We start from the raw sequence: 22,356 nt of genomic DNA, 5'->3' as shown, positions 1-22,356 counted from the left end.
CTCCGTACCTCCCTCGATACTATAAATCCACCGAACCGAATTTTCATATCGAAAATATCCGAACACCAGATTTCGATCCTAGAAATCAACAAGCGATTTATTCCCACATGGTGAACGAGGGGTATGGGAGCCCCTCACACGAACCCCGGTGGAACTGCCGAATCGGCTGATGACACCACGGATCCGGAACGAAGAGAGGAACTCTCACAGGATGGACACACCATCGCTCTCGGACCGTCCCCGCGAATACTCGTCCCCGTCGCGAACGAGCGAGATGCGGAGATCACGTGTGCCGCGCTCGAGCGGTACTTCGACGCGGGAACCGCCCCCCACTTCGTCCACGTGATCGAGAAGGGCGGTGGCGCTCCCGACAAAGCCCCGATCGAGGCCCGACGCGAACAGGCACAGGCTATCTTCGCTCTCGTCGTCGGGTCCCTCGAAGGGACGGGGTTCGAGGTCGAGACCGAGACCCGATACGGAACGGACGTCATCGAGGAGATCCGGGCCGCTGCCGCCGAAACCGATGCGGCGGCGATCGCGTTCGTTCCCCGGGAGGGAAGCCGGCTTACGAAACTGCTCACCGGGCGGAAAACCAGGAACCTCATCGACACCGATCGACGTCCGGTTATCGTCCTCCCGCATCCGGATCGGTGACGTCCGGGAGTCGGCGTTCGATCGAGGTCCCCGTGTTCGGGCACGCCGGACACCGCGACTGGCGTGGCGGTCCGCGTCACCGTCGTCCGTCGAACCGCATCCAGTACCGAACGTTCGAGAACGAAACTGGCGCAGGTATTTATTGCGGTACGAATAACAGCGCGTATGGGAGAACGGAACGCGAGCACCTATCGCCTCGACGAAATCGACCGGCGGATCGTCTATTCGCTGATGGCCGACGCCCGGAACACGTCGGCGCCGGCGATCGCCGAGGAGGTGGGCGTCTCGGGAGCGACGATCCGAAACCGGATCGCACAACTGGAAGAACACGGCGTCATCGAGGGCTATCACGCGACGGTCGACTTCGAGCACGCGGAGGGGTCGCTGATGAATCTGTTTCTCTGTCACGCCCCGTTCGGCGACGTCGAAGGGGCCGCCCGGAAGATCGGAACGATACCGGGCGTGATCAACGTTCGAGAGCTGATGGGCGGCCGAATGAATCTCCACGTGCTCGCCGTCGGGACCAACACGGCGGACCTGCGCCGAATCGGACGGGAACTCGAGAAACTCGTCGAGATTGAAGACGAGTTCCTCATGCAACAGGAACACGATTTCCCGTACACGCCGTACGGCCCGGCGGAGGGCAGCCGCCGGGAGCCCCTCGCGGATTACATCAGTCTGACGGGCGGTGCCGAAATCGTCGAAGTAACAGTCGAGGAGGACGCGCCCATCGCCGGTGTCACGCTCGAACGGGCCGCACAGGAGGAGATCATCGACAGCCAGACGCTGGTCATCGCGATCGAGCGCGACGACACCGTACTCACCCCCCATGGGGAAACCGAAATCCAACCCAACGACGTCGTGACGGTCTTTTCACCGGGCGAAACCGAAAAACCGGCGCTCGAGGGGTTCCGCGAATCGGAGGGGTCGACCGGACCAACGACGCGATCCGAGTAACATTTCGTTGCGAGAGTTCCTGTCCGGCGTTCGCAAACGGACACCGGTTCCGGACAGCGACGACGTGCGTACGAGCGTCGACACCGTGGCTCGACGTTCGAGGGGCCGGCCCGTGAGCGTCGGTGGACCGAAAATCGCGAGAGACGACCCGAGCGACGGCGGATCAACCCCAGAGAACTGAAGGCGCTATAGTAACAACTGAAACGGGTTACACACTGCTCACGGCGGAGCGGCCAGGACTGGCGGATTGTCGCCAGTCCTGGCCCGCGGATCGTGAGCAGGTGCGCACTGACTTTCAGTGGCTACTATATATCCGTCGCGTCTCACGAGCGTTTCCCGGCGTTCCGTCGGGTCAGAGTCCACTCGAAACTTCCGGGGGTCGCCGAGACGAGAGAGTATCACCGCTCGAGAATGCAGGTCGGCCGATTGAAGTACGAGCACGCTCCTCTCGAGAGTATGAACGAGACACGCCGGGCCGTCCTCGAGAAACTCGCCGACGGCCCCGTGACCGGTCCCGATCTCGCCGCGGAACTCGGGGTGTCTCGGGCCGCGGTCTGGAAGCAGATCGAGGCGCTCCGAGAGGGGGGATTCGAAATCGAGAGCGGCCCCGACGGCTACGAACTCGACGGAATCTCCGCCTACGGCGCCGACGCGATCGGGTTCGGACTCGAGGCGCCGTTCTCGATCGAGTATCACGACTCGATCGGGAGCACCAACGACCGAGCGCGGGAACTCGCCGCCGATGGGGAGGCGGACCTGGTCGTGGTCGCCGACGAGCAGGTCGGTGGACGTGGTCGTCTCGAGCGGGCGTGGACCGCCCCGTCCGGCGGGATCTGGCTCAGCATCCTCTCTCGGCCGTCGATCCCGCCCGCGAAGGCGCCGCTGTACACGCTCGCCGCCGCGGTCGCGACGGCGCAAGCGGCGCGGGAGGCCGGCGTCGACGCCGGAATCAAGTGGCCCAACGACGTGATCGTCCCGCTCGAGGACGGCGCCTACCGAAAGCTCGCGGGGATCCTCACCGAGATGGAAGGCGAGACGGGGCGCGTCGGCTGGCTCGTGGTGGGCATCGGCCTCAACGCCAACGTCGACGTCGAGGCGCTCCCGAAGGGGTCGACGAGCCTCCGCGCGGCGGTCGGCAACGTCGACCGGCGACTGTTCGTCCAGCGACTGCTCGAGCGTTTCGACGAGCTACGCTCGGATCTCGACGCCGTCGTTCCGGCCTGGCGCGAACACGCGGTCACGATCGGTCAGCGGGTCCGGATCGACACCGGAACTGAACGAATCGTCGGCAACGCGAGCGACGTCACCGAATCGGGTGCGCTCGTCGTCGAAACCGAAGACGGGAGAAAACGTATCGCTGCGGGCGACTGCGAGCACCTGCGACCGGCGTAATCACTCGACGGCGGCTCGAGCGTCCTGCGGGATTTCGATCGCATCCTCGTCGTCACCGACGCGAACGGTGAGGACCGGGACCGGCGAACTGCGGACGACCCGCTCGGTGACGCTGCCGAGCAACAGCCGGTCGATCCCCCCGCGACCGTGTGTTCCCATCACGACGAGATCACAGCGATCCGGCGACGCCTGTTCGATGATGGTGCGGCTCGGCGATCCCTCGAGAACCGCGGTTTCGACCTCGATGTCGGGCGACGCGAGCTCTCTGACCCGCTCGACGGCGACCTGTCCCTCCTCTCGGAGCGCGTCGCTGATGCCGTCCCAGCTGGTTTCCATCGGCAGCCCCCCGTAGCTCGCGGCGTTGACGACGTACACTGCGCGGATCGTGGCGTCGTGGACCCGCGCGAGTTCGATGGCGTACGTGACGGCGCGTTCACCCTCCGCCGAGCCGTCCGTGGGAACGAGGATGCAGTTGTACATCGTGGTATGTGCTGGCATACTACGCCGAGCGGTAATAACGTTGTCGTATACGTGAAGAATACGACGGCGCTGCGGTGGCACTACCCGCCGAACACGACTTCGCGCACGTCGTCGACACCCGCCCGCCTGACGACGGCCCGGATCGGATCTCGAGCCCCCGACAGGTTGTCCGAGTCGCCGTCGAGAATCTGGAACCGGGCCGGCCGACCGACCTCGAGCGGGCCGTACTCGAGGCCGGCGATCTCGGCGCCGTTGGTCGTCGCCATCCGCAGGACCTGCTGTGCGGAGAGGTCGGTGAGCTTCGCGAGAAACTCCATCTCCCGAAACATCGACGGCGAGTTGAGCATCACGTTGTCGGTGCCGAGCGCGACCGTCGTGCGCTCAGCGAGTTCGGCGGCCGGCGGGAGGCCGACGCCGGTGACGAGGTTCGAGCGCGGGCAGAGAACGACAGGAACCTCCTCGCGCTCGATGCGCTCGAGGTGGGCGGGCTCCGGGTGGACGACGTGGACCAGAAACGCCGGCTCGAGATCGAGCGCGGGCGTCAGATCACTCGGATCACCCTCGCCGGCGTGGATGCCGAACGGTTTCCCGGCCGCTCGAGCGGCCGCCCGCTCCTCGTCGAAGTTCGCGTCGTTCGCACCGCTCGCGCCGAAGCCGTCGCCCGCCTCCATCGCCGCGATCGAGCCGCGGGCGAACGCCAGCGCGTCGATCTCCAGGTCGGCGGCCGCGTCCCGAAGCACCTTGACCCCCTCGACCCCGCCTTCGCGGAAGTCGAGACAGGCTGCAGTTCCGCCCCGGATCATGTACCGCAGCGACCGCCGTACCGCTGCGACCATCTCCCCGTGAGAGGCCTCCCGGAGCAGTCGGTGTTTCAGCCCGTCCGGCGGTGCGACGAGTTCCTCGAGTGTGAGTCCGCCGCCGGCCTCCTTTGCGATCGAATCCCCGACGTGCGTGTGGGCGTTGACGAACGCCGGCAGGATGATGTCGGTGCTGTCGACGGGATCCTCTTCGATGTGGCTGATTCGGCCGGCGTCGTCGACGACGATGCGACCCTCGACGGGCTCGAGCTCCGGTCCTCGAACGATCGTTCCCGAGCGTTCCATACGTTCGTTTTTCGCCGTCGGGGACTTCAAGCGTTCGAGGTGGCGGTCGCGCGATCCTCGCCTCGACCCGATTACTCGGCGAACTGGTCCAGGGTCGTGTACAACCCGTCGCGCACCTCGCTGACCAGCGGGCCGTCGATGTCGAGTCCGAGAACGTTCACGGCCGCCCGTCCCACCGGTTCGCGGACGTCAGCCGGCGAGTAGACGCCGAGACGCCACTGGGAGTACTGGGCCGCCCGGAGCGCGTCGACGAGCGGCGACTGGTGGCCGAGCTGTCGGATGTCGCCGTTGACCATCACGCGCGTCGTCGACTCCGTCATTGAGGGGCGTCCGGGAACGTCGAGGATCACCACCTCTCGGTCGACACCAGCCTCGTCGGCGATCTCGCGCTCGAACTCCCGGATCGACTCGTGATCGGCCTCGATGATGCCGCCCGGCACGTCGTCGATCTCGGCCCAGACGGCTCGCTTGTAGAGATCGCGGTGGTCGAGTCGGCGGGAGAACTCCTCGGTCGCCGCCGTCGAGCGGAGCGCGACGATCAGGTCGTGGTCGTCCATCCGCTGGAGGGTTTCGGCGTCGGTCGCCCCCGACTCCAGTAACTGCTCGCCGGCCCGCCGGAGCATCGCCTTGCTGATCCGGGCGACGCTGTGGCTGTACACCGTCGGGTTCATCAGCGCGCGGGCGACGAGCAGACTTTCGGCGGTCTGGACGTTGCCCTCCCCGAGGACGAGTTCGCCGTCGGCGAACGTGAGTTCGCGAACCAGTCGCCCGTGGTCGATAGTGCCGTAGGGGACGCCCGTGTGATGGGCGTCGCGGACGAGGTAGTCCATCCGGTCGACGTCGAGTTCGCCCGAGACGAGCTGGCCGAACCGGCCCTCGCCGGCGACGAGGTCCGCGACCCCGTCCGGCTCGAGACCGTGTCTCCGAAGCACGTCGCCGACCTGGCCGGTCGTGAGTAGCTCGTGGACGTCGTCGTGGTAGCGGCCGGTTTCGCGGTGGGTCAGCTCCTCTAAGTTGTGGCTGAACGGCCCGTGGCCGACGTCGTGAAGCAGCGCCGCAGCCTGAACCCGTTCGGCCTCGAGTCCCTCGACGCCGAGTCCCTCGAGAGCCTCACACGCGAGGTGATAAACGCCGAGGCTGTGCTCGAAGCGGGTGTGGTTCGCGGAGGGATAGACGACAGAGACGGTGCCGAGCTGTTTGATCCCGCGAAGTCGCTGGACTGCGGGCGTATCGAGCAGGTCCCGGGCGACGCCCGAGACCTCGATGTGGTCGTGGACGCTGTCCTTGATGATTTTCATGCCGGAAGTTTGGCCGCTCTGGTACAAAAACGGTCGGACAGCCGACGGCTCAGGCGCTCTCGTCGTCGATGGCGCGCTCGAGGAGCTTCGGAACGGCCACCGCGTCGACGACGGCGAGGCCGAGCGCCAGGTACATCGCGATTCCCTCGAGGAAGAAGACGGCGATGAACGCGATCACGACCGCCCCAGAGAACCCGATCATGTGGCGGACGAGCGGGTTTTCGAACGGGTGTTTCTGTGCCGAACTGGTCTGGTTCTCCGTGGCGCTGGTCGTATCCATGTGTCTCCGTGGGAATTGTCTGTCAAAAATGTTTCCAAAGAAGAAACTCGCGTTTGCGGCGATGTAATACACGAACGTGGATATGGAAACCCATTTACCGCGGCGCTTTCAACAGCGATACGAATGAGTCTTGCCGATTCGGACCGCGAACTGGTCGTCGAGGAACTGGGGCGCGAGCCCACCCCGGCCGAGGCGGCGCTGTTCGAGAACCTCTGGAGCGAACACTGCGCCTACCGCTCCTCGAGGCCGCTGCTGTCGGCCTTCGAAAGCGAGGGCGAGCAGGTCGTCATCGGCCCGGGAGACGACGCGGCGGTCGTCGCGCTGCCGGAGCCGGAGTCGGGCGAAAACAGCGAGACCTACGTCACCCTCGGCATCGAGAGCCACAACCACCCCTCCTACGTCGACCCCTTCGACGGGGCGGCGACCGGCGTCGGCGGTATCGTCCGGGACACCCTGTCGATGGGCGCCTATCCGATCGCGCTGACGGACTCGCTGTACTTCGGGGAGTTCGAGGCCGAACACTCCCGCTACCTGCTCGAGGGCGTCGTCGAGGGTATCAGCCACTACGGCAACTGCATCGGCGTTCCCACGGTGGGCGGCAGCGTCGACTTCCACCCCGATTACGAGGGGAACCCGCTGGTGAACGTCGCCTGCGTCGGCCTCACCGACGCGGATCGCCTCGTCACCGCCGTCGCCCAGCAGCCCGGAAACAAACTCGTCCTCGTCGGCAACGCGACGGGCCGGGACGGCCTCGGCGGGGCCTCCTTCGCGAGCGAGGATCTGGCGGAGGACGCCGAGACGGAGGACCGCCCCGCGGTTCAGGTCGGCGACCCCTACGCCGAAAAGCTGCTCATCGAGGCCAACGAGGTGCTCGTCGAAGAGGGCCTGATCGAGTCCGCCCGCGACCTCGGCGCCGCCGGACTGGGCGGCGCCTCGAGCGAACTCGTCGCCAAGGGCGGCCTCGGCGCGTACATCGAACTCGACCGCGTCCACCAGCGCGAGCCGAACATGAACGCCCTCGAGATCCTGCTCGCCGAGAGCCAGGAGCGGATGTGTTACGAGGTCGCACCCGAGAACGTCGACCGCGTCCGCGAGATCGCAGCGCGGTTCGACCTGGGCTGTTCGGTCATCGGCGAGGTTACGGACGGGAACTACACGTGCGAGTTCAACGGTGAGACGGTCGTCGACGTCGACGCCCACTTCCTCGGCGAGGGCGCACCGATGAACGATCTGCCCGCCGAAGAGCCGACGGAGCCCGACACCGACCTCCCGGATGTCGATCTCGAGACGGCGTTCGAAACCGTCATCGGCAGCCCCAACACGGCCTCCAAGCGGTGGGTCTACCGCCAGTACGACCACGAGGTCGGCGTCCGAACCAGTATGGGTCCGGGCGACGACGCGGCGGTCGTGGCGGTCAGAGAAGCCGAAACCGGACTGGCCGTCTCCGCCGGCGCCGCGCCCAACTGGACGAGCGCGGCCCCCTACGAGGGCGCACGGGCGGTCGCCCTCGAGAACGCGACGAACCTCGCCGTGAAGGGAGCGACCCCGCTCGCGGCGGTGGACTGTCTGAACGGCGGCAATCCCGAGAAACCCGACGTCTACGGCGGGTTCAAAGCGATCGTCGACGGTCTCGCGGCGATGTGTGCTGCCCTGTCGACGCCCGTCGTCGGCGGCAACGTCTCGCTGTACAACGATTCGGTGACGGGGCCGATCCCGCCGACGCCGACGCTGGCGATGGTCGGCACGAAAGCGGGTTACGACGCCCCACCGCTCTCGCTCGTGGCCGACCCCGACACCGAACTCCTGCTCGTCGGGGGCCGCGGCCTCGAGACCGGGCAGTTCGCCCTCGGCGGCTCCGAGTACCTCGCTCGATTCGGCGGCAGCGACCGGTTCCCCGCGCTTCCGGAGAACCCGCTCGAGTTCGTCGAGACGCTGGCGACGGTCGCCGACGCGCCGGAGACGCTCGCCACCCACGACGTCAGCCACGGCGGTCTCGCCGTCTCCCTCGCCGAACTGGTGAGCGAGGAGGTGGGCCTCGAGGCTTCCCTCTCCGGCGCCGACCCTGCGGGGGCGCTGTTTGCCGAGGGACCGGGCCGAGCGCTGATCCAGACGACCGATTCCGCCGGCGTCCACGACGCGTTCGACGGCGTCGCGCCGGTCGCGTCGATCGGACAGGCGACCGACGACGGCGCGCTCACGCTCGAGGTCGGCGACGAACGGCTCACCGCGCCGGCAGCCGAGATCCGCGACCGGCGATCGATTCTCGAGCGCGAACTCGACTGAGTTACAGCCGCTCGAGCGTCGTCACGTCCCTGATTTCGACGCTCGTCTCACCCGTCTCGTCCGTGTGGACGCTAACCGACCAGTCGTGAGCGTCGGCGATCGCTCGCACGAGTGCGAGTCCCATACCTCGAGTGTAGGCGGTCGTCCCGACGCCGTCGGTGGCCTCCGGGAGCCGACCCCCGGTCGATTCCGGATCACTGGGCGCATCGTCGACCAGAACGAAGCCGCGAGAGTTCGTCTCGGAGCCAGGAATTCCGAGCAACTCGAGGCGAACGGTAACCCCGCTGGTTCCGTCCGCTCGCACCGCGACGTCGTCGAGGGCCGCCTCGAGCAGGTGACCGAACCGATCGGGGTCGGCCCGGAGTCGTGCGCGTTCCTCGATATCGACCGTCGGGTCCTCGAGGCGCGAACTCGTCGCGGCCGCGGTAACGGCCGCTTCGAGGTCGATACGCGTGCGCTGGCCGACCGCTCGGGCGTTGCGGGCGAACTCGCGAACGTCGTCGACGAGGTGCTCGGCTCGGTCGAGCGTATGGGCGACCGACCGGTCGGCCATCGGAAACTCCCAGTCGCCCGTCTCGTCCGCTTCGATCGCGTCGGCGACCGCCTCGAGCTCCTGGCGAAGTTCCGTCGAGAGCACGTCAGCGACGGCCTCGAGGCGCTCGGTCTGGCGCTCGAGGTGTTCCGTTCGTTCGCGAAGGAGACGTTCGCGGGCGGCCCGCTCGAGTGCGGCCTGGATGTTCTCGACGAGCATCGAGACGAGTTCGACGTCGGTGTCGTCGAACGCCCCGGGCTCGAGCGATCCCGTCATCAGGACGCCGTGGGTTCCCACGGGGGCGATGATCTCCGAGCGAAGCGGCGTCTCCGGATTGTACAGGTCGTCTCGCTCCCGGAGGTCGTCGAAGCGTTCGATCGACCCCGACTCGAAGGCGTCCCAGACGAGCCCCTCACCCATCGAAAATCGGGGGAGTCCGCCGAACTCGTCGTGGGCGCCGGCGGTGCCGGCGACCGGATCGAGGGTGCCGCGTTCCTCTTCGAGCAGCCAGATGCCGCTGATCGGTAACTCGAGGAGGTCGCTACCCGCGTGGACGGCGATCGCACAGATCTCCTCGGGGTCGTCGGCCTGGACCAGCCAGCGGGTGAGTTCGTGCAACGACGTGACGACGTGTTCGTACTCGTGACGGTCGGTGACGTCGCGGATGACGGCGGCGAGGCTCGCGTTCCCCCGTTTGATCGGAACGGCCCGAATTTCCCCGACGCGTTGGTCGCCGGCCCCGTTGACGAAACTGATCTCGACGGTTCGCGAGGCGGCGGCGCCGACGTCGACGGCACTGATCGCCTCTCCCACCCGAACGGTTTCCGCCGCCGGCACGCCGGCCCGGTCGAGCAGCGTCTCGACGTGTTCGCCGATCAGCTCCTCCCGGTCGACGGCGAGGACGTCTTCGAGCGCCTGATTGACCGACGCGATCCGCGTGTGCCGGTCGAGCGTGACGACACCCTCGTGGACGGACTCGACGACGGCGGCGTATCTTGCGAGGTCGGTTTCCCGCGTCTTGCGGTTGGTGACGTCGCGCAGGTACACCGAGAGGCCGCCGTCCGCGGGGAACGCCCGCGCTTCGAACCAGGTCTCGAGCGGGGTGTGGTACACCTCGAAGGAGACGGGCACCTGCTCGTCCACCGCGCGGTAGAACCCGTCGGGAAACTGCGTTTCGACGGTTTCGGGGAACTCGTCCCACATGACGCGACCGACGAGGTCCTCGCGTGAACGCTTCAACAGCGCCTCCGCTGGCTCGTTGAGATAGGTGAACCGGAAATCCGTGTCGAGCGCGAAGAAAGGGTCGCCGATCCGATCGAGAAGCGGTGACGAGCGTCTTACCACGGCGAGGACCCTCGCTGTGGTCGCCGTCGCGGTTCGACCGGCAGGAGGTTGTCGCCCGACGCTCGGTCCTCGTCCGTCTGTCCTCTGATCGACACGGTCAGCTACGGCATCGTTCGCAAACCCGGTACTTCAGTGTCCTGGTCGTAGCCTACAGCGAACACTCCGTTCCCTTCCCTGCCGACTCCGCCCGATCGAACAGAAACGCCGCGGCCGCCGCGTCGAGGACGGCCGAACCGACACTCGAGAGCACCACGATGTCGTCGTTCGACCCTCGGTCGACGCTCCCGGATACCGCGTTTGCAAACGGAATCGGCTCGACCGAGTGGCTCCGAAGGTCGCCCGTTTCGACCGCCTCGGCGGGCACGTCGGCGAACACGCGCGCAGCCCGGTCGATCGTCTCCGCGTCCAGTTCGCGCATCTCCGGGGTGTAGGCGCCGACCGCAACCACGAGCGTGCCGGGCTCGAGCGCCTCGCCGGGAAACACCGGCTCGGTGCTCGTCGTCGCCGTCACGACGACGGTCGCCCCATCGAGTGCTGCTTCCGGATTTTCGACGGCGGTGACGGTCGCCTCGAGTTCGTCGTCGAGATCGTCGGCAAACCGCTCGCGGGAGTCGCTGGGGGAGTAGACCCGCACCGACTCGAGGTCGGTCGCGGCCGCGATCGCCCGCGTCTGCCAGCGCGCCTGCGTGCCAGCGCCGAACACCGCCAGCCGGACCGGCCCGTCGGCGGCGAGGTCGCGGGCGGCCAGCCCGCCGATACAGCCGGTCCGGGCGTTCGTGATCAGGGTTCCCTCGAGATATCCCACCGGAATCCCGCAGTCGGCGTCGATGAGGGCAATCTGTGCGGTAACGGTCGGGAGCCCGCGAGCCTCGTTTCCCTCGAAGACGCCGGCGAGTTTCGTCACCGCGTAGTCGGCGCCGTGGATGTACGCGGGCATGCAGAGCCCGGTCCCCAGCGGCTCGTCCGGTTGCTCCTCGTCCCGCCCGACCCCGATCGGGTAGTGCGGTCGCTCGGGCCGTTCGACGGCCCCCTCGCCCTGCTTTTCGAAGGCCTCGGCGACGACCGGGAGGAGTTCGTCGATGTCCAGCAGCGAGTCGATGTCTTCCGCGGAGAGGATTCTGACCATGGTGGAGTATGGGCGAACGGCCACTTCAGTGTAGAGCGCGACGAGCCACCTCGAGAACCGACGGTCAAACGTCGTGATCCGTGGGGCCGCTTATCTCCCTCGCGGCCGACTCGAGGGTATGCACGTCACGATCGTCGGGGGTGGGATCATCGGCACCGCGCTCGCCGCCTGCCTGGCCGAGACGACCCACGAGGTCACGCTCCTCGAGCGGTCGTCGCTAGGCGCCGAAACCACCGCCGCCTCGGCGGGGATGGTGATGCGGGCGACGACCAGCCCCCGACCTCTCGACCTCGCGCTCAAAGCGCAGGCGTGGGAAACCTACGGTCCGCTGCTCGAGGACGGCACGCTCGAGGCGGCCCGGCTCGGCACCCTGTACCTCGCCGAGAGCGAGGCGTACGCGGCGAGGCTCGAGGCGGCCGCCACCGACCTGCGGGCGGCCGGCGTCGACGCACGCTACCGCCGAGCCGACGCCCTCTCGATCCTCGGGATCGATCCCGAGGGGTTCCTCGGCGGACTTCATACGACGACCGACTACGGCTTCGAGCCGGCCGACATCGTCGACTATTTCGCATCCACCGCGCGCGAGCGCGGGGCCGACCTGCGGACGGAGACGGCCGTCGCCGACGTCGTCCTCGAGAACGGTGCCGTTCGGGGCCTCGAGACAACCGCCGGCCGACTCGAGGCGGACCTCGTCGTCAACGCCGCCGGACCGTGGGCGCTCGAACTCAACGATCTCGCCGGGCTCTCGCTTCCGCTGTGTCACACCGTGGGGCCGATGCTCGAACTCGAGGCCGAGCGGCGAATCGAAACGCCGTTTACGATCCTCGAGTCGAACCGATACGTCAGGCCCGTCGGAGGCGATCGGGCGTACGTCGGCGAGTTTCTGACGGAGTACGTCGAGGGGCAGCGTTACGAGCCCCACGAGGTTCGCATCCCCGACTCGTTTCGCGGGGCCGCCCGATCTATGGCGGCTGTGGTGCCGGCGCTCTCGAGCGCCGCGGTCTCCCGGGAGTGGGTCGGCCTCCGGACCGTGACGCCCGACGGACGGCCGCTCGTCGGCGAAACCGACGTGTCGGGGTTCGCCGTCGCCTGCGGGCTCACCGGGCTGGGAATCACGCTCGCGCCCGCGGTCGCGGACGTGTTCGCCGATTCGCTGGCTGGCCGCGAAACCGACCTCGTCGCCGCGCTCTCTCCGACCCGTTTCTGACCGCTCCGCATCGTCGCTCCCTCGAGTTCCGCCGCCGCGAACGCTTATCCTCTCGGCGACCGACCGGTGAGACATGACCGTAGTCGTCGTCGGGGGCGGAATCGTCGGTTGTGCGAGCGCCTACGAACTGGCGTCCCGTGACGTCGAGGTGATCGTCTGCGAGAAGGGGTCGATCGGCGCCGGCAGCACCGAGCGCGCCGCGGGCGGCATCCGGGCGCAGTTCTCGACGCCGGTGAACACCGAGCTCTCGGTGGCGAGCATGCGCGTCTGGGATCGCTTCGAGGAGACGTTCGAGACCGACATCGACTACCGGCGCAACGGCTACCTGTTTCTCGCTCGAGAGCCCGACACGGCGGCCGCCTTCGAGGAAACCGTCGCGATGCAGCGAGAGCGGGGAGTGCCGAGCGAACTGCTCGACCCCGAGGCAGCCCGCGAGCACTGTCCCGGCGTCCTCCCCGAGAAATTCGTCGCAGCCACCTACTCCCCCACTGACGGCTTCGCCGATCCCCACTCCGCGCTGGCGGCCTACGCTCAGGCCGCACAGGAAGCCGGGGCGGAAATTCGGACGAAAACCGCGGTAACGGCCGTTCGCCGAGAGGACGGACGCGTGGTCGGGGTGGAGACCGATGAGGGTTCGCTCAAGGCAGCGTACGTGGTCAACGCGGCCGGGCCGTGGGCCGGTCGCGTCAGCGAGATGGCTGGCGTTTCGCTGCCCATCGCACCCAAACGCCGCCAGATGGTGGTCGTCGACCCCGAGGAGCCGGTACCCGAATCCGATCCGCTGACCATCGACCTCGACACGGGCTCGTACTTCCGCCCCGAGCGCGACGGCGAGGCGCTGGTCGGCGGCCACTTCCACGACGCCGACCCCGACCGCGATCCCGACGGCTACGACCGAAATATCGACTTCGACTGGGCGGCCGACGCCCTCGAGGCCGCGGCCGACTGGACGACCTACTTCGGCCCCGACTCCGGAATCAAGCGCGGCTGGGCGGGGCTCTACGCGGTGACGCCCGATCACCACGCGATCCTCGAGGAGACGGTGCCGGGGTTGATCACCGCCGCTGGTTTCTCGGGTCACGGTTTCCAGCACGCCCCCGCGACCGCCGAAATCGTCGCCGAGTTGATCCTCGAGGGCGAGGCGTCGCTGGTCGATATCGGGTCGCTCTCGAGCGATCGGTTCGCCGACGGGAGTAAGCGGACGGAGCGGAACGTGGTGTAGCGCCACAATCGTCGCCAAAATTCTCACCAGGACGTGCTACAGCGGGGAGTGGATGACTGAGATCGGACCTGTTTATATCACGGTTCTAACATTCGTCCAGATCTGTGCCGTCGTCCGCTTCTCGATCTTCGTCTCCGTCCTCGTTCTGGTCTTCATCTCCGCCTTGATCCTGATCCTGGTCTTCGTCTCCGTCTTGGTCTTCTTCCTCGTCCTGATCTGTAGCGCGAAGGGCCAGCAACTCGCCCGGATCGACGTAGAGGGTGTCACCGCTCACGGCGATGTCTGACGAGCCGTCAAGTTCGTACGTCCACTCGACGCTCCCGTCGTACTTGTCGAACGCGACGATCTCTCTCTCGAACTCGTCGAACTCTCCGCTGAATGAGAAGAAGACGGTATCGCCGACGATCGTCGGCGATCCGCTGGGGTAGCGGTCGTAGTAGCCGTCGGGTGACCACGACCACAGCACATCTCCCGACTCGAGATCAGTTACCGTGAGCCGGTACCGCCAAGTGGAAACGATGACGTCCTCTCCGAGCGCGTATCCGCCGGTGTTCATCGGTCCGGGGGAGCTCTCGCCGGTAAACGGATCGTGCAGTATGAGCGACTCTTCGCTGGGTACCCGTACGGCAACCGTCTGTTCGTTCGCGACGATCGGCCCTCTGATATCGTACAGCGCTCGCTCGTCCCACACGACCTCTCCCGTTAGCGGTTCGATTGCAACGACGAAGTCGTCGATGGACTCTCCCACACCGGCATAGACGAGTCCGTTCGCCGCCGCAACCGGCACGTCCACGAACTCCTCGAGCGTAATATCCCCTCGCGTCGGGTGATCGACGTCCACGGTGTCGATCTCCCAGCGTATCGAGCCGTCCTCGACCTCGAGAGCGTACAACGTCCCGTCAACGACGGTGAACGCAGCGCCGTAGGCGACTGCGGGCGCCGGAATCGGTTCCTCGGCGTCGAACGCCGTTCGCCACCGAACCGAACCGTCCGGTTCGAACGTCGTGAGCTCGTCGCCGTCGAGGAAAACGGTGTCGTACGCTACCGTCGGATGCGCTCCGAGACCGTCAGGGTCGGCAGCCCACCTCTCGTCGCCGGTGTCGGCGTCGAGCGCGTGGATGGTATTTCGGTTATCGCCGTCGGCGCCGGTAACGTAGACGGTACCGTCCGCGACCGCGACGTTCGTCGCATTCGCAGTGGGGACACCGTACGCGTCTTCGAACGACCAATCGACCTCGAGCACGCCGGGATCACCCTCGTAGTCGGCATCGACAAAACGTGTATTGCCGGCGTCGGCGCGATAGGAGGCCCAGTCCTCCGTCGCGTCCGCTTCGGGCAGTAGTTCCGGCAACTCGTCGGGCAGCTCTGACTCGGAGCCGTCGTCACCAGTGACGGCTCCACCCGTAGTCAGCAACCCACCTGCGACGAACGCCGCGCCAGCACTCTTCTTCAGGAAATCGCGTCTGTTGTCGTCAGACATGCAGTTCGTGGTACCGGAAACTGTGCTATACTTATCATCTTCTTATCACCGCTCAAAAATGATCCGAACCCATCAAAAATCAATTATGCCAGTATTTAGTTATTTATACGTACTTTCTACATGCTCTATTCTATTTTACCAGTGTCGACTGCGAAACCAGACGGTAGCCGCCACACTGTCGCATCCCCAACCGTGACATCCTCTCGGCGCCGGAGCTCAGGATCGGGGCTGCCCCACACGCACCGCGGTAAAATGCGTATTTCGCCCTCCCAAAAGCATATACTTACGTCAGGAGACTGGCCTTTTATGCGACGCCGAAGCGTACTCACACTCGCAACCACCGCCTGTACGATTTGGTCCGCAGGGTGTTTGTCCGAGGGTATGCGAGGCGACACATCCGGTTCAACTGACGGCGCTGAAGACGCCTCACCGTCCGGGATTACGAATCAAGAACTGGAACTCATAGACAGAGCGGAGTGGGAGGACACACTACCAGCCGTCGATGAACCACCCACCATAACGATCGTCGAATCCCAGAACGAGATCACGATCCGCGGCAGAATATCGTACAGTGGTGGCAACTGTAACGAGATTCGACTGACGGACTCCGATCTCGACACCGAAGAGAGTACAGCCACCGTCTCTATTCAGGTTACAGAAGTAAACACGGACCAGGACTGTCATGCAGATCTCGTTGAGGAAGGATACCGGGCGAAGCTCACATTTTCGAGCGGTGTGCCGGCCACTATCACGGTACACGAGGTCGGCCCATACGATCGATTCGAGGCGGAGGCGTCCTCGAGTTAAACTGACGTGGCGGTCCTCGCCCAGGAGTGACCAACCGTCACCATGTCGCCGTCGGTGTCGATCGTCGCACCGAACGAGGCTACCGCTGCGTCTTCGCAGCCGCTAAAACCCGTCCCGCAGGAACACGTCCGTCTCCGGGAACAGGGTGCCGAGCGCCTCGAGGCTCTCCGCACTCCCCTCGAGTCGGCCCGCCCACTCGAGAGCCGCCGCCGAGCGGAAACCGACAGCGAGCTGTGAGAGCGCGGCGATATCGATCGTCACACCCGGGTCGTCGACAGGCGTCGGTTCGCAGGTCGACTCGCAGTCCGCGACTTCGAGTGCGAACGTCCCGTCGTTCCACTCGACCAGCGGGTCCGAGACGGCGAGTGTCACGCTGGCGTCGATAGCGGGGTACGACAGCGCCGGCAGCGTCTCGGCGACGTCGACGATTCGGATCATCGGGCCGTCCTCGAGTTCGCAGTCAATTTCGTCGGGGTCGTCGGCGAGGTCGAGCAGGCGACTGTCGGGAGCGTCACGGATGCGGACGGTTCCCACCTGCGAATCGTGGGAGTGACAGAACGCGAGCAGTCCGAGATACGCCTCGCGGTCCGCGTAGGCGAGTTCTCGGACTCGCATCGTTCGATCGCCCCAGTCGCCGGTGACGGTGTAGACGAGATAGCCCCGGACCGCGCCGCCGCGCTCGAGCGCGTAGACGAACGGGTCGGTGTCCCACCGCTCGAAGATGCGGTGACGCCACCACTCCCCGTCGCGCTCGAGCGACAGGTCGTACCGCTCCGCGTGGACCTCGTAGGCGGGGACCAGGTCCTCGTACTCGTCGGCCTCGACGGGGCGATAGCTCGTCGCCTCGTCGACTGCCTCGCTCGCGAAGGCGAGCGCCGCCGGCTCGCACTCGTAGGCGGCGTAGCGGTTGCAGGTGTCCCAGCCGTACTGCCGATAGAAGCGGTATCGGAAGGGCCACAGAACCGAAAACCGGGCGTCGCGATCGCGGTACTCCTCGAGTGAGGCCGCGAGCAGGTCCCGGACGTAGCCGCCGCGGCGGTTCTCGGGAGGCGAAGCGACCGCCGAGAGACCGGGTGTCGAATGCACCTCACCGCGGACGCGGGCGTCGAACCAGTAGTGCTGGCAGACACACAGTGGGTCGGCGTCTGCCGGTGCCCCGTCGTCGTACAGCCCTCGTTCGGCGCCCATCCTGGTCCGCGGCGTGTCGTGCTCGTCGGGGTCGTACATCGGCGGCCCGTCCGTCGGGCTGAACGCGTAGCTCGTGTACTCGTAGAAGACGTCCCGCAGATCGTCGGGAATGGGACGATAGTCGACCATATTGGGGAGTCACTCGCCGCCTCAAAAACCGTTCGTGACCCGAGTTGGCACACCTCGTTGCTTAGCCGTGATCCGAGACGAACGCTTCGACCCGCGCGAGCGCCTCTCGCAGGTCCTCGAGTCCCGTCGCATAGGACACCCGGAGGTGGCCCGTACCGCCGGCGCCGAAGACGTCGCCCGGGACGACCGCGACGCCCTGCTCGCGCAGCAGTTCCTCGGCGAACGCCTCGCTGGTCCACCCTCCGGGAACTTCCGGGAAGACGTAGAACGCGCCCTGCGCCTCGAAACAGGGCATGTCGATCTCCCGAAACCGCGAGAGGACGAACCGCCGTCGCCGGTCGTATTGGTCGATCATCTCCCTGACGTCGGGTTCGCACGATTCGAGCGCCTCGAGCGCCGCGTGCTGGGCTGTCGTCGGCGCCGAAAGCATCGTGTACTGGTGGACGCGGTTCATCGCCCCGATCGCATCGGCCGGCCCCATGGCGTAGCCCAGCCGCAGGCCGGTCATCGCGTGGGCCTTCGAGAAGCCGTTGACGACGATCGTTCGCTCGACCATCCCCTCGAGTGCGGCGATCGAGGCGTGGTCGCCCGCGTAGGTCAACTCGGCGTAGATCTCGTCCGAGAGAACCGCGAGGTCGTGCTCGCGGGCGAACTCGGCGACCGGTTTGAGGTCCGACTCGCTCATCACGGCCCCGGTGGGGTTGTTGGGGTAACACAGGACGAGCATCTCTGCCTCGGCCGCGCCGGCCGCCTCGAGGGCGTCGACGGTGAGACGAAACTCCTCGGCCTCTCGCGTCGGCACCGGAAGCACCTCGCCGCCGGCGAAGCGCACCCCCGGCTCGTAGGAGATGTAGGCCGGCTGGGCGACCGCGACCGTGTCGCCGGGATCGACGAACGCCCGAAAGGCGAGGTCGACGGCCTCGCTCGCGCCCGCGGTGACGAGGATCTCCTCGCCGGGATCGTACTCGAGGGCGAAGCGGTCGGCGACGTACCCTGAAATCGCCTCCCGGAGCTCTCGCATCCCCCGGTTGGCGGTGTAGGAGGTTCGTCCCCGCTCCAAGGAGTGGATCGCGGCGTCGCGGGCGGCCCACGGCGTCGAGAAATCGGGTTCGCCCACGCCGAGGGAGATCACGTCGTCGCGCTCCTCGGCGATCTCGAAAAAGCGGCGGATGCCCGACGGGCCGACGGCCCGAACCCGGTCGGCGGGCTCGAACGTCATGGGGAGTAGGAGAGTCGGTCGTCGTCCTCGCCGTCGCCGAGTTCGATCCCCTGTTCCTTGTAGGAGTTCATCAGGTAGTGGGTGACCGTCTGGGTGATCTCGGGCACCGGTGCGACCTTCTCGCTGATGAACTGAGACACCTCGCGCATCGAATCGCCCTCGACCACCATATCGAAATCGTAGTCGCCGCTGACGAGCCGCAGCGCGGTTACCTGGGGGAACCCGACCAGTCGCTCCGCGATGTCGTCGTAACCCGTCTCCCGGTCCAGGGTGACGTTGAGTTCGACCGCCGCGCGGACCCGTTCGTCCTCGAGGCGATCCCAGTCGACGACCGCCCGGTAGCCCCGAATCACGCCGCTCGCCTCGAGTTCCTCGATTGCCGCTTCGACCTCCCCGTCCTCGAAGCCGGTCATACGCGCGATATCCGCGGTGTCGTACCTGGCGTTCTCGCGAAGGGCCGCGAGCACCTCGCGTTCGCTCATACTACCTCCAGTTCGAGCGCCGTCAAAAGGGTTGTTACCGGGTCAACACTGGCGATGTTGTCCACCACCGGCCCAGGGCTCGAGCCTCGGTGGCCGCTCCGGCGCGGGTCGTCAGTAGTTCTTGAACAGCAGCGCCCGGACGTCGTCTTTCGTCTGGACGTGCTCGACGTTGCCGTCGGGCAAGGTCACGCTGTAGCGGTAGTCCGCCGAGGAGGATTCCTCCCACTTGTCGTCGTGGGTGTCGAGTAAGTTCATCATCTGGTTCAGCATGTCGTCGTCGTCGGCCGCCCCGCCTGCGGAGTCGTCGCCTTCGCTGGCGTCGTCGTCTTCGTCCACCCCCTCAGCTGCCGCGTCGCCGCCCGTCCCGTCCTCACCGTCGTCGACCCCCGAGTCGTCCGCCTCGGTGCCGTCGTCGGTATCCGGTGTCTCGTCGTTCGCCGAATCGCCGTCCGTTTCGGCCATCTCGGACTCCTCGTAGGTGATCTCCTCGAGATTACCCTCGGCCGACTCTTCGGCGAGTTCAGCGGCGGTGGTGAAGGCGACCTCCGGGTCCACGTCGAGGTCACCGTCGAGGTTGTCGATAAGAAACTGGACCGCATCCCGCTCGCGGACGTGGCCGTACTTGCCGACCACCTGTTCCGAGAGTTCGGCACGAAGACGCTGGATGAACGCGTGCTGTTCGTCGGTGATCTCGAGTGATTGCATACGCAACCGTCTCACGGGGAGTACATAATAGTTGGATCCAGAGTCTCGAACCTGAGAACGCGGTCCGCTTCCGCCACCCGGACGCTTAAGGCTGAACGTGCGAAACCGATCTGTATGGTCCTGAGAGAATCCGAGACCGAACTCGAAGCCGGCGACCCCGCCCCCGAGTTCGAACTCGAAGGGGTGGACGAGGAGACGTACAGCCTCGAGTCGTTCGCCGACCGCGAGGCGCTGCTGGTCGTCTTTACCTGCAATCACTGCCCGTACGCGAAGGCGAAGTTCGATCTGCTGAACGAGTTGAGCGAGGAGTACGACGACGTTGCCGTCGTCGGGGTCAACCCGAACGACGCCGAGGAGTACCCCGACGACTCCTTCGAACGGATGCAGGAGCTCGCGGACGACGGCACGATCGACTACGACGCCTATCTTCGAGATCGCTCCCAGGCGGTCGCCGCAGCCTACGGCGCGGAGTGTACGCCCGACCCGTTCCTCTTTGCGAACGACGACGGCACCTTCAGACTCGTCTACCAGGGACGCCTCGACGACGCACTCAACCCCGACGACGAGCCGACTCGATTCCACATCCGTGAGGCGATCGACAGCGTGCTGGCGGGGGAAGACGTCGACCTCGAGTGGCAGCCTTCGCAGGGCTGTTCGATCAAGTGGGTAGACGAGTAACCAACGGGTCCGACCGCCGGAGTAAGAGGGGACAGATGTCGACGTACTATCGAACCGAATCCTGCTGATACACCAGACAGACCAGTGCCTTCACGCTCGCTGATCGTTCTCACGTCTCACCTCCGTCCGGAGCCGATCCCTCGATTGCAGCAGACGTATCTCTCCTCGATCGAAGCCCAACTCGCCGCGACAGTCGTCCTGGTCGTAACGTTCGCGCTTGCAGTCGCCGCAACACGCCGATTCCAGTCGGCGGTTCGAACGCGATACGGCGCGAACGTCGCCGAGGCGAGCGCCATCGTCGGGCTAATGAGCGTCGTCTTCGCCGCCGTCTACGCGTTCAGCGTCATCTGGCACGTGACGTACGTGCTCGGACTGGTCCTCGAGACGGTGATGATCGACCGGTTCGACGTCGCTCAGCACCTCATCACCGTGACGGTCGTACTGATCGCCTACCTCGCGGTTCGTTTCGTCAACCGCTCGATCGACAAACTGGCGGAGACGGGGGCGATCACGAACCACCAGAGCGAGGTCGCCTACCACGTTTCAGACGTCGGGATCATCGTCGTCGCCGGCGCGGTCATCCTGACCCTCTGGGGGGTGCCCTTCGAGAGCATCTTCATCAGCGCCGGCGCGATTACGGTGATCATCGCGCTCACCGCCAGAGAGACGCTCGCGGCGATGATCGCCGGCTTCGTCCTGTTGTTCTCCCGACCGTTCCGCGTCGGCGACTGGGTCGCCATCAGCGTGAGTTCGGGCGAGCAGGATCAGTCCGGTATCGTTACGGACGTGACGATCTTCAACACCAAAATCCAGACGTTCCGCGACGAACACATCCTGATCCCCAACGACGAGGTGACCAGCAGCCACCTGACCAACTACTCGAAGAACGACCAGCTTCGCGTCGAACTCGAGATCGGCGTCGACTACGACACCGACCTCGAGCGAGCACGGACCGTGATCGTCGACGCCGTTTCCGACCTCGAGGAAATCAAAACGACGCCATCGCCCGAAGTCGTCGCTACCGGCTTCGGCGACTCCGCGATCCTCCTCGAGTTGCACGTCTGGATCGCCGACCCCACGATGCGCCGGAAACTCGACGCCCAGACGGCGGCGGTGGGGGCGGTCAAACGGGCGCTCGAGCGCAAGGGGATCGAGATCCCCTTCCCGCAGCGGGTTCACTCGCCGCGAGGAGACGACGGGTTCGCGGTTCGGGGCGCCCGCTCGCTCGAGGAGCGATCCGTCTCGACCGACGACTGACGACACCCGCGACGTTTCCCGGCAGTGTCACCCGTTTTCACACCGTCGCCAGCGTTTATGGGCGTCGACGAGTCGAGACAGACGATGGCTCGAGTCCGCGATCTCACGCCAGAGGACGCACCGGCACTGACCACCCTCTACGAGGAGTACGAGTGGTGGGAGGATCGGGAGGTCGAAGACGTTCGACGGGCGCTCGCCGACACCGAGGTCGTCGTCGGCCTCTTCGAGGCGGGTTCGCTGGTGGCGTCGGCTCGAGTCCTGACCGACTACACGTACTACGCAACCGTCTTCGACGTGATCGTCGCGGCCGACCGCCGCGGCGAGGGGGTCGGTGCGACGCTGATGAACGCGGTGATCGACCATTCGGACCTCGAGACAGTGACCGGCCTCTCGCTACTGTGTCGACGCGGGCTGGTTCCGTACTACGAATCGGTCGGCTTCGACCTGTTCGATCCCGAGATGGAAATCCCGGAAGGTGGCACAGAGGAGCTCGTTCGAATGACGTACAGCCAGGGGCAGTGAAATTCCTCGAG

Annotated in this window: 21 protein-coding genes; 10 read left to right on the top strand and 11 right to left on the bottom strand. The window is 66.1% G+C overall.

Features of this window, described 5'->3' with window-relative positions; all coding sequences use genetic code 11:
* The first annotated feature begins 123 nt into the window (after positions 1–123).
* The 3 genes from AC6I6S_RS14405 to AC6I6S_RS14395 all read left to right on the top strand — a co-directional run bounded on the left by AC6I6S_RS14405 (position 124) and on the right by AC6I6S_RS14395 (position 3,003).
* A complete protein-coding gene (locus AC6I6S_RS14405) occupies positions 124–654 on the top strand; it encodes a universal stress protein (protein WP_497951061.1) in 531 nt (176 codons plus the stop codon).
* A 165-nt stretch (positions 655–819) separates the two neighbouring features.
* A complete protein-coding gene (locus AC6I6S_RS14400; protein ID WP_497951060.1) occupies positions 820–1,611 on the top strand; it encodes an Lrp/AsnC family transcriptional regulator in 792 nt (263 codons plus the stop codon).
* 456 nt (positions 1,612–2,067) lie between these two features.
* Complete coding sequence (locus AC6I6S_RS14395; RefSeq protein ID WP_497951059.1) at positions 2,068–3,003, top strand: biotin--[acetyl-CoA-carboxylase] ligase; 936 nt, start codon at positions 2,068–2,070, stop codon at positions 3,001–3,003.
* Here the strand turns inward: AC6I6S_RS14395 and AC6I6S_RS14390 are convergent, their stop codons facing one another.
* The 4 genes from AC6I6S_RS14390 to AC6I6S_RS14375 all read right to left on the bottom strand — a co-directional run bounded on the left by AC6I6S_RS14390 (position 3,004) and on the right by AC6I6S_RS14375 (position 6,164).
* Positions 3,004–3,483, bottom strand: coding sequence for a universal stress protein (locus tag AC6I6S_RS14390; protein ID WP_497951486.1), 480 nt, complete (start codon positions 3,481–3,483; stop codon positions 3,004–3,006). It lies immediately after the preceding gene.
* Positions 3,484–3,563: 80 nt separating this feature from the next.
* On the bottom strand, positions 3,564–4,586 hold the full coding sequence (locus tag AC6I6S_RS14385) for an amidohydrolase family protein (protein WP_497951058.1): 1,023 nt from the start codon (positions 4,584–4,586) through the stop codon (positions 3,564–3,566).
* A 71-nt stretch (positions 4,587–4,657) separates the two neighbouring features.
* Positions 4,658–5,884: an HD domain-containing protein gene (locus tag AC6I6S_RS14380; protein ID WP_497951056.1), complete on the bottom strand. Its 1,227-nt coding sequence runs from the start codon at positions 5,882–5,884 to the stop codon at positions 4,658–4,660.
* A gap of 49 nt (positions 5,885–5,933) precedes the next feature.
* Complete coding sequence (locus AC6I6S_RS14375; protein WP_497951054.1) at positions 5,934–6,164, bottom strand: hypothetical protein; 231 nt, start codon at positions 6,162–6,164, stop codon at positions 5,934–5,936.
* 123 nt (positions 6,165–6,287) lie between these two features.
* Here AC6I6S_RS14375 and purL point away from each other — a divergent pair, with 123 nt between their 5' ends.
* Positions 6,288–8,447 carry a phosphoribosylformylglycinamidine synthase subunit PurL gene (purL, locus tag AC6I6S_RS14370; RefSeq protein WP_497951053.1) on the top strand — a complete coding sequence of 720 codons (2,160 nt, stop codon included), beginning with the start codon at positions 6,288–6,290 and terminating at the stop codon, positions 8,445–8,447.
* A 1-nt stretch (position 8,448) separates the two neighbouring features.
* On the opposite strand, the gene AC6I6S_RS14365 is transcribed toward purL, so the two are convergent.
* Positions 8,449–10,323, bottom strand: a complete 1,875-nt coding sequence (locus tag AC6I6S_RS14365) for a sensor histidine kinase (protein ID WP_497951052.1) — start codon at positions 10,321–10,323, stop codon at positions 8,449–8,451.
* Positions 10,324–10,471: 148 nt separating this feature from the next.
* Positions 10,472–11,449, bottom strand: coding sequence for an ornithine cyclodeaminase family protein (locus tag AC6I6S_RS14360; RefSeq protein ID WP_497951050.1), 978 nt, complete (start codon positions 11,447–11,449; stop codon positions 10,472–10,474).
* Between the two features lie 118 nt (positions 11,450–11,567).
* Here AC6I6S_RS14360 and AC6I6S_RS14355 point away from each other — a divergent pair, with 118 nt between their 5' ends.
* Both AC6I6S_RS14355 and AC6I6S_RS14350 read left to right on the top strand, forming a co-directional pair.
* Positions 11,568–12,656, top strand: coding sequence for an NAD(P)/FAD-dependent oxidoreductase (locus AC6I6S_RS14355; protein ID WP_497951048.1), 1,089 nt, complete (start codon positions 11,568–11,570; stop codon positions 12,654–12,656).
* 73 nt (positions 12,657–12,729) lie between these two features.
* Positions 12,730–13,878, top strand: coding sequence for an NAD(P)/FAD-dependent oxidoreductase (locus tag AC6I6S_RS14350; RefSeq protein WP_497951047.1), 1,149 nt, complete (start codon positions 12,730–12,732; stop codon positions 13,876–13,878).
* Positions 13,879–13,963: 85 nt separating this feature from the next.
* On the opposite strand, the gene AC6I6S_RS14345 is transcribed toward AC6I6S_RS14350, so the two are convergent.
* Positions 13,964–15,358 carry a PQQ-binding-like beta-propeller repeat protein gene (locus AC6I6S_RS14345; RefSeq protein ID WP_497951046.1) on the bottom strand — a complete coding sequence of 465 codons (1,395 nt, stop codon included), beginning with the start codon at positions 15,356–15,358 and terminating at the stop codon, positions 13,964–13,966.
* Between the two features lie 381 nt (positions 15,359–15,739).
* Between AC6I6S_RS14345 and AC6I6S_RS14340 the strand changes: the two genes are divergently transcribed.
* Positions 15,740–16,165, top strand: a complete 426-nt coding sequence (locus tag AC6I6S_RS14340) for a hypothetical protein (protein WP_497951045.1) — start codon at positions 15,740–15,742, stop codon at positions 16,163–16,165.
* A 102-nt stretch (positions 16,166–16,267) separates the two neighbouring features.
* Here the strand turns inward: AC6I6S_RS14340 and AC6I6S_RS14335 are convergent, their stop codons facing one another.
* The 4 genes from AC6I6S_RS14335 to AC6I6S_RS14320 form a co-directional block, all read right to left on the bottom strand.
* A complete protein-coding gene (locus tag AC6I6S_RS14335; protein ID WP_497951044.1) occupies positions 16,268–17,482 on the bottom strand; it encodes a GNAT family N-acetyltransferase in 1,215 nt (404 codons plus the stop codon).
* A 61-nt stretch (positions 17,483–17,543) separates the two neighbouring features.
* Entirely contained in the window at positions 17,544–18,701 is a 1,158-nt protein-coding gene (locus AC6I6S_RS14330; protein ID WP_497951042.1) for a pyridoxal phosphate-dependent aminotransferase, read from the bottom strand.
* Positions 18,698–19,183 carry an Lrp/AsnC family transcriptional regulator gene (locus AC6I6S_RS14325; RefSeq protein WP_497951041.1) on the bottom strand — a complete coding sequence of 162 codons (486 nt, stop codon included), beginning with the start codon at positions 19,181–19,183 and terminating at the stop codon, positions 18,698–18,700. The genes AC6I6S_RS14330 and AC6I6S_RS14325 overlap by 4 nt, the downstream gene beginning before the upstream one ends.
* A 111-nt stretch (positions 19,184–19,294) precedes the next feature.
* On the bottom strand, positions 19,295–19,888 hold the full coding sequence (locus AC6I6S_RS14320; protein ID WP_497951040.1) for a hypothetical protein: 594 nt from the start codon (positions 19,886–19,888) through the stop codon (positions 19,295–19,297).
* A gap of 114 nt (positions 19,889–20,002) precedes the next feature.
* Between AC6I6S_RS14320 and AC6I6S_RS14315 the strand changes: the two genes are divergently transcribed.
* From AC6I6S_RS14315 to AC6I6S_RS14305, 3 genes are all read left to right on the top strand, one after another.
* Positions 20,003–20,566, top strand: a complete 564-nt coding sequence (locus AC6I6S_RS14315) for a thioredoxin family protein (RefSeq protein WP_497951039.1) — start codon at positions 20,003–20,005, stop codon at positions 20,564–20,566.
* A gap of 84 nt (positions 20,567–20,650) precedes the next feature.
* The gene (locus tag AC6I6S_RS14310) at positions 20,651–21,823 is read left to right on the top strand and encodes a mechanosensitive ion channel family protein (protein WP_497951037.1); all 1,173 of its coding nucleotides are present in this window, start codon (positions 20,651–20,653) and stop codon (positions 21,821–21,823) included.
* 84 nt (positions 21,824–21,907) lie between these two features.
* Complete coding sequence (locus AC6I6S_RS14305; protein WP_497951035.1) at positions 21,908–22,345, top strand: GNAT family N-acetyltransferase; 438 nt, start codon at positions 21,908–21,910, stop codon at positions 22,343–22,345.
* Positions 22,346–22,356 lie beyond the last annotated feature (11 nt).

Source organism: Natrononativus sp. DTA114 (assembly GCF_059736515.1).
This window is presented reverse-complemented; position numbering and strand designations above follow the sequence as displayed.